Genomic DNA, 15,205 nt, shown 5'->3' with positions numbered 1-15,205 from the left:
ATCAACATTCATGAACAAATTCATACACTTATTTGGCGTCGAAATCAGTGTCATCCACCATGTGCAACGCCTGTTTTATCAGCAAAAGCCAAGAGTAAGTCCAGCGTCGGCTTCAGTTCAGCAGGGACGGCGTGTTGACCGGTAGCCCAAGCCAGTAAATCTTGATCATGCTCTGACATCAGCATTTCAAAATCATCGAGTTCCTGCGGCGTCATCAACGCCAAATGTGCATCAGCATAACCACCGATCAAAAGATCCATTTCTTTGATGCCACGACGCCAAGCGCGAATTTTCAGGCGTTTCAGGCGGTGTTCGTGAGTCTCAGTGGACGCTGGTGCTGACATGTCGGTCTCCATTTTGCACAGTTTTTGCACTTTGGCCCCCAGATGTGCAAGGGACGTCTTGGCGCGGCGTGATTGCAGGTCTATCAATGCTGCGAAATTCAATCCTAAAAGGTACCGTTATGTCATTTCTCTCCGAAACACTCGCCCGCGTCAAACCTTCCCCGACCATCGCGGTCACAACAAAGGCGCAGGAGTTGAAAGCGGCCGGATTGGACGTGATCGGATTGGGTGCCGGCGAGCCTGATTTTGATACACCTGAGAACATCAAAGCCGCAGCAGTACGCGCAATTGAAACGGGCAAAACCAAATACACAGCCGTCGATGGCATTATTGAGTTGAAACAGGCGATCTGTGCGAAACTCAAGCGTGACAATGGGTTGGACTATGACCCCAAACAGGTGTCTGTGTCTTCTGGCGGCAAACAAGTGCTATACAACGCCTTGAAAGCGACCTGTAACCCTGGCGACGAAGTGATCATCCCAGCACCCTATTGGGTGTCCTATCCCGATATGGTTTTGCTGGCAGGCGGCACGCCGGTGGCTGTTGAAGGCACATTGGCGAACAACTTTAAGATCACAGCAGACCAGTTAGAAGCGGCCATCACGCCGAAAACAAAATGGCTGATTTTCAATTCGCCATCGAATCCGACAGGCGCGGGATATAGCCACGACGAGCTGAAAGCGCTGACAGACGTCTTGCTGCGCCATCCGCATGTTTGGGTGATGACAGATGACATGTATGAACACCTTGCCTTTGACGGGTTCGAATTTTGTACCCCTGCACAAGTGGAACCAAAGCTGTACGACCGCACGCTGACCGTCAATGGCGTGTCCAAAGCCTATGCGATGACAGGCTGGCGGATCGGTTATGCGGCGGGGCCAGTGGAATTGATCAATGCAATGCGCAAGGTGCAATCACAATCCACATCGAACCCCTGCTCTATCTCGCAATATGCCGCTGTCGAGGCATTGAACGGCCCGCAAGATTACTTGGCTGTGAATAATGAAACGTTCGTGCGCCGCCGCAATTTGGTGGTATCGATGCTCAACGATATCGATGGCGTCACCTGTCCTACACCAGAGGGTGCGTTTTATGTCTATCCTGACATCGCGGGCTGCATCGGCAAAACATCGAAAGCGGGCACAGTGATCACCAATGACGAAGATTTCGCGACAGCGCTGTTGGAAGAAACCGGCGTGGCGGTGGTGTTTGGCGCGGCCTTTGGACTTAGCCCCAATTTCCGCGTGTCCTATGCAACGTCAGATGAGGCACTTTTGGAAGCCTGCACGCGCATTCAAACCTTCTGCGCGGCATTGACGTAAGCCACTCTGGCATCTGCGCTTTGGGACTGGTAGCATGTTCCCAAAGCGTAAAACACGCTAGAGAATATCGGTGAAACACGAGTAACAATCGAGATTTGGCATGAGCGCAGAGCTGCCCGACTACTATTTCCGCGTGCGTGAGAACGGCGCTTTTGTCTATCGTGTGGACACAGAAAACCGTCAACGTCGCATCGAGATGGATCAAATCGCCGTTGTGAACATCAAAAACGGCGATGTGAAACCCCATGGCGGGCGTGAACTATCTGAGCAAGATATGTTGGCGATCGACAATTGGATGGCGGATCGCGTGGCCCTTTTGGCGCAGCGTGACATCGACGATATTCATCGTGCCGTTGATTACCTAAACCTGACGACACATTGGGCACAATCGCGCGCCACGCCGGATCAGCTTGAAAACGTCACCGACGCGCTGTTGTTGGCGATGCATGATCTGCGCACTGTTTTGGTGCGCAAAAAAGCAGATCGCATCCTTAAAACAGACGACTGATCGTCCCTTAGGATGCTCCCTAAGACGACGAAGCGATCCGAGATTTATAGCGCCAAAACCGTATCCCCATCAGCACCCAAGCGACACTGAGACCGACCAAAAGGCCGACCCAGACGCCACTCGCGCCCCAATTGATCACAAATCCAAACAGATAGGCCACGGGCAAACCGATGGCCCAATAGGAAAACGTCGCTTGCCACATCGGCACAGCAGTGTCTTGCAGGCCGCGCAGCAATGACAGCGCTATGACTTGCCCGCCGTCTGAAAATTGAAACAGTGCAGAGAACAACAAAAGAACCACACCAATGCGCAGCACTTCGGCGCGTGCTGGCTCATCCGGAGCAATAAACAACCCGACTAAAGCTTCGCCAAAGGTCAGATAGACAAGACAGGTCACAGTTGCCATGACAAAGGACATGCACGTCACGACCAATGCACCACGGCGCAAATCAGCTTCATCGCCGCGACCAAAAGCATTGCCTGCGCGAATGGTTGCAGCCTGCGCCAATCCGAGCTGCATCATAAAGGCGATGGCTGACAATTGCAGCGCAATCCCGTGCGCCGCCAAGGTCGCCGTTCCAATCCAGCCCATCATAATGGCGGCAACGTTGAACAAGCTCACTTCGGCCAAAGATGTCAGACCAATTGGCAACCCCATTTTAAAGACAGTGCCGAAGATGTCCCAATCAGGTTTGAACAAATTGCGGAACAATTCATTTTCTGGCGTGGCAATCTGGGCATAAATGACCAAGCCGATCATCATCAATGTGCTGACAATGAAAGACGCCAAACCGGCGCCCAACATGCCCATTTCAGGAAAACCAAAGTTGCCAAAAATAAACAGGTAATTCAGGCCAAAATTCACCACAACAGCCGCCATGACAGCCATTAAAACTACCCGCGTACGTTCAAGCGCTGAGAAATAGGACCGAAACACTTGCACGATCAACGCCGGAGCCATCTCAAACCCTGTGATCATCAAATAGGGCTGTGCCAAGGCTGCGATATGCGGCTCTTGGCCCAGCGCGATCAATGCCGCTTCCGAGAACAAAAAGATCGGATAGACCAGCACTGCGAAAATCACCGACAGCCACATCGCCATACGCGTGGCACGGCGCACCAAAGTGGTATTTTGCGCCCCCAAAGCCTTGGCCACAATCGGCATGACGGCAAAAGCAAAACCGCAAAGCAAAATAAACGTCACGAACCAATAGCCCGACGCCAACACAAGTGCCGCCAGTTCATCCAGCCCGTACCACCCCATCATGATAACGTCTGTCATATGCACAGCAAACTGCGCCAATTGACTGCCAGCAAGCGGCAAGCCAAGCGTCAAGACGGAACGCAAATGCGTGCCGTAACTGCGTTGCGGAAACGTGCTTTGATCTAGAGCGGGTTGGTTCTGTATCTGTGTCATACCCAGCCTATACGTTCAAAAACTTGGACCGCCGAGTCAAAAATGCCCCCAGCGGCCCGACAAATTCAAATAGGTATCATCACATTTTGTGACGGCTGCGGGTTTTCAATGGCGCTTCACTGCGTATTATCTTGGTTTAACGCCGCCGCGCAGGGCGCAAACGCGTCACGTCAAAACCGTTCCATGTCAAAATATCCCGCGCCGCTTTGCGTTTGTCTGACGGAATATCAAGGCTGCGGCTGAGCACATGTGCCTTGCCTGTCGGCGTCGCGATCACGGCCACATCATAGGTCTGGTCAACCCAGAGCACCCATAATGCGTCACCTGCGAATTCAAAGCGCCCCGGCCCCACACGTTTGGCCACGCCGCGCCGCACATCGCCATCGGCACAAGGCCCTTCGGTGAGGATCATATCGCCGCTGGATTGTTGACTGAACGTCACCGCTCCCAGCACACAAGAGGCGCCCTCGGGCACATAGGCTTCGACCTCATACCAGCGCCCTGAAAACTTGGCGGGATCAAAATTTGCCATCGATGACATCGCAACTGATTGGTCGCGCGTGCCTTGCGTTTGATTTGGCGTAGCTTGCAAACAGCCTGACATCGCAAATGCAAACGCAGCAGAACTTGCCGCGCGCAAGATCAATCCACGCATAGCGTCACCTCGCGCCCTGAGCTGTCCAAAATAGCGTTGCAGCCGAACAATGGCGTCACGGGCGCGCAAGACTTGCTGCGCGCCAAGCACTGACTGTCGCAATCTGTTGACTTACTGCATGATTTGCCCGCGTCTTTCGGCCTTTCGAAACACACTTTCAAGCCTGCAATCCCGCCGACCGCGTATTGCCCGCCTCTGGCCAAACAGCTTTGCTCCGCTTGGGCCGCGGCAGCAGGATTGTAGCCCGCCAAACCGTAATCTTGTGTTTGCGAGGTATCATCTGATGGCACACATGCGGCGAGCGCCACAATGGCAGCCAGCGCCACCATATTTAAGCGCGCAAACACGCCCATCAAAACGGCAACGCATGGGCGCGATACGCCGCTGTGATGTCACCCAACACATCGTCCGACAATTCGAGTGTCGCGCCGTCTATCGATTTTTTCAACTGCTCAACAGAGGTGCCGCCGATGATGGGCATCACTTTGAAAGGCCGCGTCAATGTCCAAGCAATCGCCATAGCGGTTGGATCAAGACCATGCTTGGCCGCCACATCTACATAGGCCTGCGTCGCGGCCCATGTTTGCGGCGTGACGCGCCCGCCAAGATTGCCATTAATCGCCAAACGCGTGCCCTCGGCCACGGTGGTCCCGCCATTGTACTTGCCGGTCAAAAGACCGCAGCCCAAACACGAATAAGCCAGCAGCGTGACGGTCTCATGCACAGCCAACTCGCCAAGATCGTTGTCATATAGACGGCACAGCAAAGAATACTCGTTTTGAATGGTTTCCATGCGCGGCCCGCCAGTTTCTTCGGCCACACGCAGCCAATTGGCCATGCCCCAAGCGGATTCGTTTGACGTGCCATAAGCACGCACTTTGCCCGCCTTTTGTAGATCGGCCATTTTCTCGGTCACGGCACGCATATTGTCCAAGATTTGTTCTTTGGGCGGCTGCTGTGATGGATCAAAGGTCCAGTGTTGGCGGAAATGATAAGAGCCGCGATTGGGCCAGTGCAATTGATACAGATCGACGTAATCCGTCTGCAACCGCTTGAGCGAGGCCTCCAAATGGCTTTCAAGCGAGGCTGGCGTGATTTCCTCAGGCCCGAAGAAACCAGAACCCGCGATCTTGGTCGCCAGCACCCAGTCTTTGCGCTTACCAGAACGCGCGAAATAGTCACCGATGATGCTTTCAGTTCCCCCTGCGGTCTCAACCTTCAGCGGATTCACCGGATACATTTCTGCGGTATCCATGAAATTTATGCCCGCATCCAAGGCGTGATCGATTTGCGCGTGCCCCTCAGCCAATGTGTTTTGTGTGCCCCATGTCATAGACCCCAAACAGATTTCGGAAACTTTGATGTCAGTCTTGCCAAGTGTGCTGTAGCGCATGGATGCGTCCTCAAGTTCAGTCATAAATTGTCAGCGCCATCCTATTGGTAAGTTGCCAGAACTCAAGGCACCATTGGCGGATCAGCTGTAAAGAAACCGTGGGGCATAACTCCTCGGCGAAAATGGTCAATTCAGGCTGTGAAACACAAGCCTCTGGCCCTTTTGTCCAAGGACCGTTAGGACAGGGAAATCAATTCACATGACGCACCGCACGGGACTTATCATGGCACGCACGCTCATCACATCCGCCTTGCCCTACATCAATGGCATCAAACACCTTGGAAATCTTGTGGGCTCGCAATTGCCTGCCGATCTATACGCACGCTATTGTCGTGCGCGTGGGGATGAGGTCTTGTTTTTATGCGCGACAGATGAACATGGCACGCCTGCTGAAATCGCCGCCCAAAAAGCGGGAAAACCCGTGGCAGAGTATTGCGCCGAATTGCACGAGGTTCAGGCCGAGATCGCCGCAGGTTTTCGCCTGTCTTTTGATCACTTCGGGCGCTCTTCGTCAGATCAAAACCGCAAACTGACACAGCATTTCGCCAAGCGCCTGTTCGACGAGGGCCTTGTTGAGGAAGTGTCCGAGACCCAAGTCTATTCCGAAACAGATGGCCGCTTTTTGCCTGACCGCTATATCGAAGGCACCTGCCCCAACTGTGGCTACGATTCCGCGCGTGGCGATCAATGTGACGACTGCACCAAACAGCTTGATCCAACAGATTTGATCAATCCACGATCCACCATTTCCGGTGCCACGGATTTGGAAGAACGCGAGACCAAACACTTGTACTTGCGCCAGTCCAAAATGCGCGAGGCGCTCAACACTTGGATTGACGCGAAAAAAGACTGGCCGGTCCTGACCACCTCCATTGCAAAAAAATGGCTCAATGATGGGGACGGCTTGCAAGACCGCGGCATCACCCGTGATCTCAAATGGGGCGTGCCTGTGCAAAAAGGCGATGCACCATGGGAGGGCATGGAAGGCAAAGTGTTCTACGTTTGGTTCGATGCGCCAATTGAATACATCGCTTGTGCGAATGAATGGACCGATGCAAACGGCTTGACGGATGCTGATTGGGAACGCTGGTGGCGCACTGATAAAGGGGCCGATGATGTGCGCTATGTGCAATTCATGGGCAAAGACAATGTGCCGTTTCACACCCTATCCTTTCCTGTGACCATGCTTGGGTCCAACGAGCCATGGAAGATGGTCGATTACATCAAGTCGTTCAACTACCTGAACTACGATGGCGGGCAATTCTCGACCTCTCGTGGACGTGGGGTATTCATGGACCAAGCCCTGTCTTTGCTGCCGGCGGATTACTGGCGCTGGTGGCTCTTGTCTCATGCGCCTGAAAGCTCGGATTCTGAATTCACGTGGGAAAATTTCCAGCAATCGGTGAACAAAGACCTGTCTGACGTGCTGGGCAACTTTGTGTCACGCATCACCAAATTCTGTCGTTCTAAATACTCTGAAGCGGTCCCTGCTGGGGGAGCATTTGGCCCAATCGAAGCTGCACTTATCGCAGATTTGACAGAAAAATTAAAAACGTATGAGACTCATCTGTCTGATATGGAAGTGCGCAAATCCGCCAATGCTCTGCGCGCGATTTGGGTTGCTGGCAATGAATATCTGCAAAACACTGCCCCTTGGGCGACATTCAAAACCGACCCAGATCAAGCCGCAGCACAGGTGCGTTTGGGTCTGAACCTGATCGGGCTTTACGCGCGCCTGTCCGCGCCCTTCATCCCTGATACGGCCGAAAAAATCAAAACGGCATTGAACATGTCCGATCTCGATTGGCCCACAGACATAGCAGCCACATTAAGTGAATTCAAAGAAGGCCATGCGTTCACCGTGCCAGAAAACCTGTTTGTCAAAATTGACGACGATCAGCGTGTAGAATGGCAAGAAAAATTTGCAGGCAAACGCGAAGACTAATCCGCGCAAAAATGTAGAATTCAAAAAAGTTAAGCCCCTCGCCTTGGCGGGGGGCTTTTGCGTTTACGCGTCTGGATTGAATGCCATGATGCAAATCCCATCCGCATATCCGCGCATTATCCCTTAAGCCAGACAGCTCTAAGCAAATGGCCCTAAGGAGATATAGGAATACGAAGGGGGATACGAACACAACATACCAGCCTAAGCTTTTGTTATGCCACAATAATAATGTGTAAAATGGTGCTGCTAGGGAGAATTGAACTCCCGACCTCGTCATTACCAATGACGCGCTCTACCACTGAGCTACAGCAGCACTGTGGGGCGCTAATTAGCTTTGAACGGGGGGCTGTGCAAGAACCTTTTCGCTAAAATCGACTTTGCCGCGTGTTTTTATCTGGCGGCATCACAAACAGCACGGACCAGACGAAGCCCATAAGGCCACATCTTGAGCAGAATTCCCCTATAAAATGCGTTCTGCGGCACTGGACGCGATTGCACCCATTGGCTACACGTCATTCATGGAAAATAAATCTGTCCCCCAAAAGCCCGCCAAAAAACCTGTGTCAGCGCGCGACGCACGCTTGAAAGCAGCGCTCAAGGCCAATTTAGGACGGCGCAAGCAATTGAGCCGCGCCAAAGCAGCTTCGGATAAGACAGAGACACAGAGCGAATGAGGCACGAGTAATGGATTCTATTTTGGTAAGAGGCGGCGGGCCTTTGAGTGGCGACATCGAGATCGCGGGCGCAAAGAACGCCTGTTTGACATTGATGCCCGCGACATTGTTGTCAGACGAACCTTTGACGCTCACCAACGCGCCGCGTCTGTCAGATATCAAAACGATGACAGCCTTGCTGGAATCGCTGGGGGCCGAAATCAGCTCGATGCACGAGGGCAAAGTGCAAACTATGTCCTGCCACGGCGATCTAAACCCGATCGCAGACTACGAAATCGTACGCAAAATGCGGGCGTCCAACTTGGTGCTTGGGCCGCTTTTGGCGCGTCTTGGTCATGCGGTTGTGTCCCTGCCCGGCGGTTGCGCGATTGGCGCACGTCCAATGGATTTGCATGTTGATGCGCTGACCGCACTGGGCGCAGAGATTGAATTACGTGATGGATACCTGCATGCCAAAACGCAAGGCGGCCTTAAGGGCGCCGTGCACAAAATGCGCTTTGCTTCTGTGGGCGCGACCGAAAACTTTGTGATGGCCGCGACATTGGCCAAGGGCACATCCGTATTGGAAAACGCCGCACGCGAACCTGAGATCGTTGATCTTGTGTCCTGTTTGAAAAAGATGGGCGCGCAGATTGAAGGCGAAGGCACCTCGCGCATCGAAATCCAAGGTGTTGATCGCTTGCACGGCGCCACGCATCCCGTGGTTACAGATCGTATCGAACTTGGTACATTCATGCTGGCGCCTGCGATTTGCGGCGGCGAGGTCACCTGTTTGGGGGGCAAGATGTCTTTGGTCGAAAGCTTTGCTGAAAAACTGGACGCGGCTGGTATTTCCGTTGTGGAAAATGCGCGTGGCCTGACCGTGTCGCGCAAAGGCGACCGCGTGCAAGCCGTCGATGTTGTGACAGAACCTTTCCCCGGTTTTCCAACCGATTTGCAGGCGCAAATGATGGCGCTGCTTTGCACCGCTGAAGGCACCTCACATCTGGAAGAAACTATTTTTGAAAACCGCTTTATGCATGCACCGGAATTGACACGCATGGGGGCGAATATCGAAGTCCATGGCGGCAAGGCCATCGTACACGGTGTGGACCGCCTCAAGGGCGCGCAAGTCATGGCCACAGATTTGCGGGCTTCTGTATCGTTGATCCTTGCGGGACTGGCGGCTGAGGGCGAAACTCTGGTCAGCCGCGTCTATCACTTGGACCGTGGCTATGAATTTGTTGAGAAAAAGCTCTCAGGTATTGGGGCACATATTGAACGAGTACAGGCATAAACCATGACCGAAGATGCACGTTTCGAAGATGGCGGCGATCAACCTTTACGTCTTAAAGCGCTCGACGCCGAGGACTTAAAAATTCTATCCGCACTCTGCCAGGACGCTGTCGTGCCGATGGGAGAAATTTCCTATGACGCAGGGCAGCGCCGGTTCGCGATGTTGCTCAACCGGTTCCGCTGGGAAGATGTAGATCGTGCGGCCAAACGATCCCGACCAGTGGAGCGCGTGCAATCTGTGCTGTTGTTTGACGACGTTATGTCCGCTAAATCATCAGGCGTATCTGCCGCCGACAAAGACACCATTATTTCGGTGTTGGCCGTGACCTTTGCAGCGGGAGAAGACGGTGCAGGTGCGGTTCAGATCACTTTGGCTGGGGATGGCGATATTTTGCTTGATGTCGAGGCGTTGGACGTGACGTTGAAAGACGTGACGCGCCCCTATGTTGCCCCATCAAAGAAACAGCCGGATCATTCCGTGTAATCACTCCAAATCACCACGGCCTGTCTCTTTAAGTCTGCGCATAGCACTATTTCGCAACGGCACATATCGCATCGGCTCATAAATGTGCCCCCTGCCCAAGATGTATAGGTTTTGGATGATATAACACCACCAAGTGCAGCGAAAGACAGCCCGCGCTTGAGCCTCACGTCCTGCCACGCTATGTGAAGATCAAGGAGAACGTGATGCCACATTTTTTGAACACCCAAGACGCCGATTTTGAAGCCCGCTTTGTTGAGCTGCTCGCGATGAAACGCGAAGACAGCCCAGATGTGGATCATATCGTGGCGGGCATCATTGCCGATGTGCGCGCACGCGGTGACGAGGCGGTGCTTGAACTCACGGCCAAATTCGACCGGATGCCCCTGACGGCTGAGGGCCTGCGCTTCACTGACGACGAAATTAACGCCTATTGCGCTCAGGTATCGCCTATGGATCGCGCAGCCCTTGAGCTGGCCGCAACGCGCATCCGCGACTATCACATTCGCCAAATGCCCGACGACAAAATGTGGACGGATATGGACGGGGCCACGCTGGGCTGGCGCTGGACACCTGTCTCTGCGGCGGGACTTTACGTGCCCGGTGGCGTTGCGACTTACCCAAGTTCCGTCTTGATGAACGCCGTGCCAGCCAAGGTTGCGGGCGTCAAACGGCTGGCCATCACGGTGCCGACCCCTGATGGCGTGGTAAACCCGCTTGTATTGATGGCAGCACGGATTGCGGGCGTTGACGAAATTTACCGCATCGGCGGCGCGCAAGCGATTGCCGCCCTGGCTTATGGGACAGAAACCATTCCACCCGTCGATAAGATCACCGGACCGGGGAATGCTTTTGTTGCTGCCGCCAAGCGACGTGTCTTTGGCAAGGTTGGCATCGATATGATCGCTGGCCCGTCCGAGATTTTGGTGATCGCAGACGCAGATAACGACCCAGATTGGATCGCTGTCGATTTGCTGTCGCAGGCCGAACATGACGAGAGCGCCCAATCTGTTTTGATCACCACGGATGCCAGCTTTGGTGCGGCAGTCGCGGCGGCAGTGGACAAGCGCCTAGAGACGTTGGAGCGCCGCGTGATCGCTGGCAAGTCTTGGGCCGATTTCGGTGCCATTATTGTGGTGAAAGATCTTGAGGAGGCTGTGACCCTATCAGATCGCTTTGCGCCAGAGCACTTGGAACTTTGTGTTGCAGATCCTGATGAGTTGTCTTTGGACATCAACCACGCGGGCGCTATTTTCTTGGGAGCCTACACGCCTGAGGCCATCGGCGATTATGTCGGCGGTCCCAACCATGTTTTGCCAACAGCACGCTCGGCGCGGTTCTCGTCTGGCCTATCTGTTTTAGACTTCCTCAAACGGACAACTTTGGCCAAGATGTCTCCATCTGCGCTGAAAGCAATTGGTCCGGCGGCAGAACGTTTGGCCAAATCTGAAAGCCTAGAAGCGCATGGTCTGTCGATCCGCGCACGGCTGGACCGGTTGAATGGTGAGGGCGATGAGTAAACTTGTAGCGATCAAAATTGACGACCGCGGTCTCACTGCGCCCACACCAGAAATCGAACAAGAGCGCAAAGTTGCGATTTTCGACCTATTAGAAGACAACAGCTTTACCCTGCCTGAGCGGGATGATCGAGATGTCCCCAAAGGGCCGTTTAAACTGCTGTTGTGTATCAAAGAGCGCAGGCTTGTGTTTGATCTGTCCAATGAGGCGGATGTCACCCAAGCTGAATTTCACTTGTCACTTGGGCCATTTCGCCAAGTCGTCAAAGACTATTTCCAGATTTGCGAAAGCTACTTTGACGCTGTGAAACAAATGGCTCCGGGACAGATAGAGGCCATCGACATGGCGCGGCGTGGTATCCACAATGAAGGCGCACGCGTGCTGCAAGAACGGCTTGAAGGTAAAGCCGATGTTGATCTGGACACAGCGCGGCGATTGTTTACACTGATCTGTGTATTGCATTGGGGAGCGTAAGCTTTGGCGACAAAAATGCCCAGTTCGATCCTATTTTGCTGCGACCATAATGCATTGCGCTCGCCCATGGCCGAAGCCATGATGAAGCAGCTTTATGGCACCGAAGCCTACGTCCAATCCGCAGGTGTGATGAACGATTTGGATATTGATGGTTTTGCCGTCTACGTGTGCCAAGAGATCGGCGTGGAATTGTCGCGCCACAAAGCGCGCTCGTTTCAAGACCTGCAAGAGATCGGCGAACATATGTCGTCTTATGATTTGATCATCGCGCTCTCGCCCGCGTCACATCACAAAGCGTTAAACCTGACGAAACTGTTTCACATCGATGTCGAATACTGGCCCATCACGGACCCAACGGGATCCGGTGAAAATCGCGAAACCAAGCTTGACGCTTATCGCAGCACCCGTGATCAAATTAAAACGCGTATGATCGAACGCTTTGGCCTCCCCAAACATCCTACGCCCTAGATTCGACAGGGCTTGGTGCCTCTAATAGGGATCAAATTTCCATTTTCTGTTGCTCTAGCGACAGATTTGGTAAAAAACCATCCGAAAACGCCCGCCCTGCCCTAAATGGCGCTTGAAAAGCGTAAGCCAAAGGCGCATTTACTGCACGCCCACACTATGGTGGGTGAATTTTACAGGAGTGAACATGGCCAAGGAAGAAATGCTCGAATTTCCCGGTGTCGTTAAGGAACTCTTGCCGAACGCGACATTTCTGGTCGAGCTGGAAAACGGCCATACGATCATCGCTCACACGGCAGGCAAAATGCGTAAGAACCGTATCCGCGTTCTCGCAGGTGACAAAGTTCAAGTCGAAATGACACCATACGATCTGACCAAAGGTCGGATCAATTACCGCTTCCGTTAATCGGATCGCAGCGGTTCACATGAAACTGATCCTCGGTTCAGGCAGCCCGCGCCGGAAGGAACTTCTGGCGCAGCTCGGCCTTACCCCCGATGACATCCGGTCTCCTGACATTGATGAGACGCCCCTCAAAGGCGAATTGCCGCGCCCCTATTGCGCGCGCATGGCCCGCGAAAAGGCGCAAGCGGTGCCCCGCACGCAGGACGAAGTGGTCTTATGCGCGGATACCACTGTCGCGCTTGGGCGTCGCGTCATGGGAAAACCTCAAGACGAAAAAGAAGCCGCAGAATTTTTGCTGGCCATGTCAGGGCGTCGCCACAAAGTGATCACTGCCGTGGCCGTGGCCCGTGGCGATTTGGTCTATGAGGCCGATGTCGTCACAGTCGTGAAAATGAAGCGCCTGTCTGATGTTGAGCTCAACACCTATTTGGCCTCAAACGATTGGCAAGGCAAAGCGGGCGGATATGGCATCCAAGGGCTTGCGGGGGCTTTCATCCCGTGGATCCAAGGCAGCTATTCCGCTGTGATGGGCCTGCCCGTGGCTGAAACGGCCACCCTGCTGACCGCAGCTGGCTACCCCGTATACGGAGATCCCTCATGATCGGTACAGTCATCGCCCTAGGCATGATCAAAAACCAAAAAGCCGCCGCCTTTATCAAAGATGGCCGTTTGGAAGATCTCATCGTTGACGCCTCTGGCGACGACGCCCCGCCCGCAATTGGCTCGATTTATCGCGCTCGTGGAGGGCGGATGCTCAAAGGCATGGGCGGCGCGATGCTGGACATGCCGAATAATGAGAGCGCTTATTTGAAAGGCAACAAGGGCCTCAAACCCGGTGCCCCGATGCTAGTGCAGGTCACGCATATGTCCGAAGATGGCAAAGCCGTTCCTGTCACAACGCGTCTGATTTTCAAATCAAAATACGCCATCATCACGCCTGACGCGCCGGGTTTGAACATTTCGCGCGCGATTCGCGACGACGACGAGTTGCTGCGCCTGCATGATCTGGCCAATGCGGGTATGGAAGGCGCGGACGAGACCATGGGGCTTATTTTACGGTCTGCCTGTGAGGGTGCAAACAGCGCAGAGATCGCCGACGACATCGCAAATATGCGTGGTCTGGCCGAAGCTGTCACAGCGGATATCGCGGGCGCGCCTGAATTGTTGCTGGATGGTCCCGATGCTTGGGATGCGGCATGGCGTGATTGGGACAAACCTGATGTGTTTGACGACTCTGAAGACGCCTTTGACAATTACGGCGTTTACGAGCTGATCGATGATGTGATTTCCACGCGCGTGTCGCTGAAAACCGGTGGCCATGCCTATATCGAACCGACCCGCGCTTTGGTCTCGGTCGATGTGAACACAGGCGGCGAATTTTCTGCCGCCGCCGGCCTGAAAGCCAATATGGCACTGGCCCGTGATTTGCCGCGCCAACTGCGCCTGCGCGGTCTTGCCGGTCAAATCACCATCGACCTGGCCCCTATGCCGAAAAAAGAACACCGGGCCTTTGAACAATCCCTGCGTGCGGCCTTCAAAGCCGATGGGTCTGAAGTTGTTTTGGCGGGTTTCACACCCTTGGGTCACTACGAGATTCAAAAGAAACGCGAGCGTGTTCCTCTTCAGGACATCCTGAAATGAGTTGTCCGATCTGTCAAAAAGAGGGCGATGTCAAATATCGCCCTTTCTGCTCGAAACGTTGCGCTGATGTTGATCTTTCGCGTTGGCTGAGCGGGACTTACGCCGTGCCAAGTATGCGTGAAGAAGACCCAGAAGAAGTCATGCGCGCCTATGAAGAAGGCCAACGCATCGCACAAAATGACCTATTGGATGGGCTGATAAAAAAACCCCACTAAATGTGCACTTTACCTCTGGACACCACCCGTAACGAAGACTAAACAACGCGAACCCAGAACGCGCAAGTGTTCATCCGGTGCCCGGGTAGCTCAGGGGTAGAGCAGTGGATTGAAAATCCTCGTGTCGGTGGTTCGATTCCGCCCCTGGGCACCATTTTTAAACTCTTTCATTACAGTATCTTACTATGCATTCAGCTTCGGCTGGAGTTGCTGCTATTTTGGTATATTTTAGCTCAGTGGCACATGAGTGGCACAGAGAAGCTAGGCTATAACATTACTGTGTCGATATCTGAGTTATCCGGCCCTCCCTATTCTTTTGAAAACCTAAATCTAACTATTTTGTCTAGTCTACCTGGTTCTGTTCCACCTTTGAAATATAAGATTTTACCTCAGAAACACTGAAGCGCGTGCTGCAATTCTCATTGAACGGATTGCCAAATTTGTGTTTGCTGGGAAAGCTTTCATTTTCGCGGCA

The 15,205-nt window shown here is 53.6% G+C and carries 18 protein-coding genes and 2 tRNA genes; 14 read left to right on the top strand and 6 right to left on the bottom strand.

Annotated features, from left to right (window positions below; all coding sequences use genetic code 11):
* Nucleotides 1–50 precede the first annotated feature (50 nt).
* Nucleotides 51–344 (bottom strand): succinate dehydrogenase assembly factor 2, encoded by a 294-nt coding sequence (locus tag KO497_RS16085; RefSeq protein ID WP_252729740.1) that lies wholly within the window; start codon nucleotides 342–344, stop codon nucleotides 51–53.
* 119 nt (nucleotides 345–463) lie between these two features.
* On the opposite strand from KO497_RS16085, the gene KO497_RS16080 reads away from it, so the two are divergent.
* Both KO497_RS16080 and KO497_RS16075 read left to right on the top strand, forming a co-directional pair.
* Nucleotides 464–1,666 carry a pyridoxal phosphate-dependent aminotransferase gene (locus tag KO497_RS16080; protein WP_215944975.1) on the top strand — a complete coding sequence of 401 codons (1,203 nt, stop codon included), beginning with the start codon at nucleotides 464–466 and terminating at the stop codon, nucleotides 1,664–1,666.
* A gap of 100 nt (nucleotides 1,667–1,766) precedes the next feature.
* Nucleotides 1,767–2,174 (top strand): hypothetical protein, encoded by a 408-nt coding sequence (locus KO497_RS16075; RefSeq protein WP_215944974.1) that lies wholly within the window; start codon nucleotides 1,767–1,769, stop codon nucleotides 2,172–2,174.
* A 19-nt stretch (nucleotides 2,175–2,193) separates the two neighbouring features.
* Here the strand turns inward: KO497_RS16075 and KO497_RS16070 are convergent, their stop codons facing one another.
* The 4 genes from KO497_RS16070 to KO497_RS16055 all read right to left on the bottom strand — a co-directional run bounded on the left by KO497_RS16070 (nucleotide 2,194) and on the right by KO497_RS16055 (nucleotide 5,639).
* A complete protein-coding gene (locus KO497_RS16070) occupies nucleotides 2,194–3,591 on the bottom strand; it encodes an MATE family efflux transporter (RefSeq protein WP_215944973.1) in 1,398 nt (465 codons plus the stop codon).
* Between the two features lie 136 nt (nucleotides 3,592–3,727).
* The gene (locus KO497_RS16065; protein ID WP_215944972.1) at nucleotides 3,728–4,246 is read right to left on the bottom strand and encodes a lipocalin family protein; all 519 of its coding nucleotides are present in this window, start codon (nucleotides 4,244–4,246) and stop codon (nucleotides 3,728–3,730) included.
* The gene (locus KO497_RS16060) at nucleotides 4,234–4,599 is read right to left on the bottom strand and encodes a hypothetical protein (protein ID WP_215944971.1); all 366 of its coding nucleotides are present in this window, start codon (nucleotides 4,597–4,599) and stop codon (nucleotides 4,234–4,236) included. Before KO497_RS16060 ends, KO497_RS16065 begins: the two co-directional genes overlap by 13 nt.
* Nucleotides 4,599–5,639, bottom strand: a complete 1,041-nt coding sequence (locus KO497_RS16055) for an aldo/keto reductase (protein WP_215944970.1) — start codon at nucleotides 5,637–5,639, stop codon at nucleotides 4,599–4,601. Before KO497_RS16055 ends, KO497_RS16060 begins: the two co-directional genes overlap by 1 nt.
* 223 nt (nucleotides 5,640–5,862) lie before the next feature.
* Here KO497_RS16055 and metG point away from each other — a divergent pair, with 223 nt between their 5' ends.
* The gene (gene metG, locus KO497_RS16050) at nucleotides 5,863–7,584 is read left to right on the top strand and encodes a methionine--tRNA ligase (protein WP_215944969.1); all 1,722 of its coding nucleotides are present in this window, start codon (nucleotides 5,863–5,865) and stop codon (nucleotides 7,582–7,584) included.
* Between the two features lie 238 nt (nucleotides 7,585–7,822).
* On the opposite strand, the gene KO497_RS16045 is transcribed toward metG, so the two are convergent.
* Nucleotides 7,823–7,897: transfer RNA gene (locus KO497_RS16045), tRNA-Thr, on the bottom strand.
* A gap of 154 nt (nucleotides 7,898–8,051) precedes the next feature.
* On the opposite strand from KO497_RS16045, the gene KO497_RS16040 reads away from it, so the two are divergent.
* From KO497_RS16040 to KO497_RS15990, 11 genes are all read left to right on the top strand, one after another.
* Complete coding sequence (locus KO497_RS16040; protein ID WP_215945156.1) at nucleotides 8,052–8,258, top strand: hypothetical protein; 207 nt, start codon at nucleotides 8,052–8,054, stop codon at nucleotides 8,256–8,258.
* 10 nt (nucleotides 8,259–8,268) lie between these two features.
* Entirely contained in the window at nucleotides 8,269–9,534 is a 1,266-nt protein-coding gene (murA, locus tag KO497_RS16035) for a UDP-N-acetylglucosamine 1-carboxyvinyltransferase (RefSeq protein WP_215944968.1), read from the top strand.
* A gap of 3 nt (nucleotides 9,535–9,537) precedes the next feature.
* Nucleotides 9,538–10,017, top strand: a complete 480-nt coding sequence (locus KO497_RS16030; protein WP_215944967.1) for a DUF2948 family protein — start codon at nucleotides 9,538–9,540, stop codon at nucleotides 10,015–10,017.
* A 203-nt stretch (nucleotides 10,018–10,220) separates the two neighbouring features.
* Complete coding sequence (hisD, locus tag KO497_RS16025) at nucleotides 10,221–11,534, top strand: histidinol dehydrogenase (protein ID WP_215944966.1); 1,314 nt, start codon at nucleotides 10,221–10,223, stop codon at nucleotides 11,532–11,534.
* Nucleotides 11,527–12,006: a UPF0262 family protein gene (locus KO497_RS16020; protein ID WP_215944965.1), complete on the top strand. Its 480-nt coding sequence runs from the start codon at nucleotides 11,527–11,529 to the stop codon at nucleotides 12,004–12,006. The genes hisD and KO497_RS16020 overlap by 8 nt, the downstream gene beginning before the upstream one ends.
* A 15-nt stretch (nucleotides 12,007–12,021) precedes the next feature.
* On the top strand, nucleotides 12,022–12,474 hold the full coding sequence (locus tag KO497_RS16015) for a low molecular weight phosphatase family protein (protein WP_215944964.1): 453 nt from the start codon (nucleotides 12,022–12,024) through the stop codon (nucleotides 12,472–12,474).
* Between the two features lie 184 nt (nucleotides 12,475–12,658).
* Nucleotides 12,659–12,877, top strand: a complete 219-nt coding sequence (gene infA, locus KO497_RS16010; protein WP_009573923.1) for a translation initiation factor IF-1 — start codon at nucleotides 12,659–12,661, stop codon at nucleotides 12,875–12,877.
* Nucleotides 12,878–12,896: 19 nt separating this feature from the next.
* Nucleotides 12,897–13,475 carry a Maf family protein gene (locus tag KO497_RS16005; protein WP_215944963.1) on the top strand — a complete coding sequence of 193 codons (579 nt, stop codon included), beginning with the start codon at nucleotides 12,897–12,899 and terminating at the stop codon, nucleotides 13,473–13,475.
* A complete protein-coding gene (locus KO497_RS16000) occupies nucleotides 13,472–14,515 on the top strand; it encodes a ribonuclease E/G (RefSeq protein ID WP_215944962.1) in 1,044 nt (347 codons plus the stop codon). Before KO497_RS16005 ends, KO497_RS16000 begins: the two co-directional genes overlap by 4 nt.
* Nucleotides 14,512–14,730 carry a DNA gyrase inhibitor YacG gene (locus KO497_RS15995; RefSeq protein WP_215944961.1) on the top strand — a complete coding sequence of 73 codons (219 nt, stop codon included), beginning with the start codon at nucleotides 14,512–14,514 and terminating at the stop codon, nucleotides 14,728–14,730. The genes KO497_RS16000 and KO497_RS15995 overlap by 4 nt, the downstream gene beginning before the upstream one ends.
* A gap of 79 nt (nucleotides 14,731–14,809) precedes the next feature.
* Nucleotides 14,810–14,884 (top strand) — tRNA-Phe (locus KO497_RS15990).
* The last annotated feature ends 321 nt before the right edge of the window (nucleotides 14,885–15,205 follow it).

Origin of the sequence: Pacificibacter marinus, from assembly GCF_018860665.1 — a bacterium.
GTDB classification, from domain to species: domain Bacteria; phylum Pseudomonadota; class Alphaproteobacteria; order Rhodobacterales; family Rhodobacteraceae; genus Celeribacter; species Celeribacter marinus_A.
Note: the sequence above shows the minus strand (reverse complement) of the source record. Positions and strands in the feature narration are given on the sequence as shown.

What these genes read in the sequence shown, in the direction of transcription:
- KO497_RS16085 (WP_252729740.1), bottom strand. Translation starts at nt 344, where the DNA reads ATGTCAGCACCAGCGTCCACTGAGACTCACGAACACCGCCTGAAACGC.
- KO497_RS16080 (WP_215944975.1), top strand. Translation starts at nt 464, where the DNA reads ATGTCATTTCTCTCCGAAACACTCGCCCGCGTCAAACCTTCCCCGACC.
- KO497_RS16075 (WP_215944974.1), top strand. Translation starts at nt 1,767, where the DNA reads ATGAGCGCAGAGCTGCCCGACTACTATTTCCGCGTGCGTGAGAACGGC.
- KO497_RS16070 (WP_215944973.1), bottom strand. Translation starts at nt 3,591, where the DNA reads ATGACACAGATACAGAACCAACCCGCTCTAGATCAAAGCACGTTTCCG.
- KO497_RS16065 (WP_215944972.1), bottom strand. Translation starts at nt 4,246, where the DNA reads ATGCGTGGATTGATCTTGCGCGCGGCAAGTTCTGCTGCGTTTGCATTT.
- KO497_RS16060 (WP_215944971.1), bottom strand. Translation starts at nt 4,599, where the DNA reads ATGGGCGTGTTTGCGCGCTTAAATATGGTGGCGCTGGCTGCCATTGTG.
- KO497_RS16055 (WP_215944970.1), bottom strand. Translation starts at nt 5,639, where the DNA reads ATGCGCTACAGCACACTTGGCAAGACTGACATCAAAGTTTCCGAAATC.
- metG (WP_215944969.1), top strand. Translation starts at nt 5,863, where the DNA reads ATGGCACGCACGCTCATCACATCCGCCTTGCCCTACATCAATGGCATC.
- KO497_RS16040 (WP_215945156.1), top strand. Translation starts at nt 8,052, where the DNA reads ATGCGTTCTGCGGCACTGGACGCGATTGCACCCATTGGCTACACGTCA.
- murA (WP_215944968.1), top strand. Translation starts at nt 8,269, where the DNA reads ATGGATTCTATTTTGGTAAGAGGCGGCGGGCCTTTGAGTGGCGACATC.
- KO497_RS16030 (WP_215944967.1), top strand. Translation starts at nt 9,538, where the DNA reads ATGACCGAAGATGCACGTTTCGAAGATGGCGGCGATCAACCTTTACGT.
- hisD (WP_215944966.1), top strand. Translation starts at nt 10,221, where the DNA reads ATGCCACATTTTTTGAACACCCAAGACGCCGATTTTGAAGCCCGCTTT.
- KO497_RS16020 (WP_215944965.1), top strand. Translation starts at nt 11,527, where the DNA reads ATGAGTAAACTTGTAGCGATCAAAATTGACGACCGCGGTCTCACTGCG.
- KO497_RS16015 (WP_215944964.1), top strand. Translation starts at nt 12,022, where the DNA reads ATGCCCAGTTCGATCCTATTTTGCTGCGACCATAATGCATTGCGCTCG.
- infA (WP_009573923.1), top strand. Translation starts at nt 12,659, where the DNA reads ATGGCCAAGGAAGAAATGCTCGAATTTCCCGGTGTCGTTAAGGAACTC.
- KO497_RS16005 (WP_215944963.1), top strand. Translation starts at nt 12,897, where the DNA reads ATGAAACTGATCCTCGGTTCAGGCAGCCCGCGCCGGAAGGAACTTCTG.
- KO497_RS16000 (WP_215944962.1), top strand. Translation starts at nt 13,472, where the DNA reads ATGATCGGTACAGTCATCGCCCTAGGCATGATCAAAAACCAAAAAGCC.
- KO497_RS15995 (WP_215944961.1), top strand. Translation starts at nt 14,512, where the DNA reads ATGAGTTGTCCGATCTGTCAAAAAGAGGGCGATGTCAAATATCGCCCT.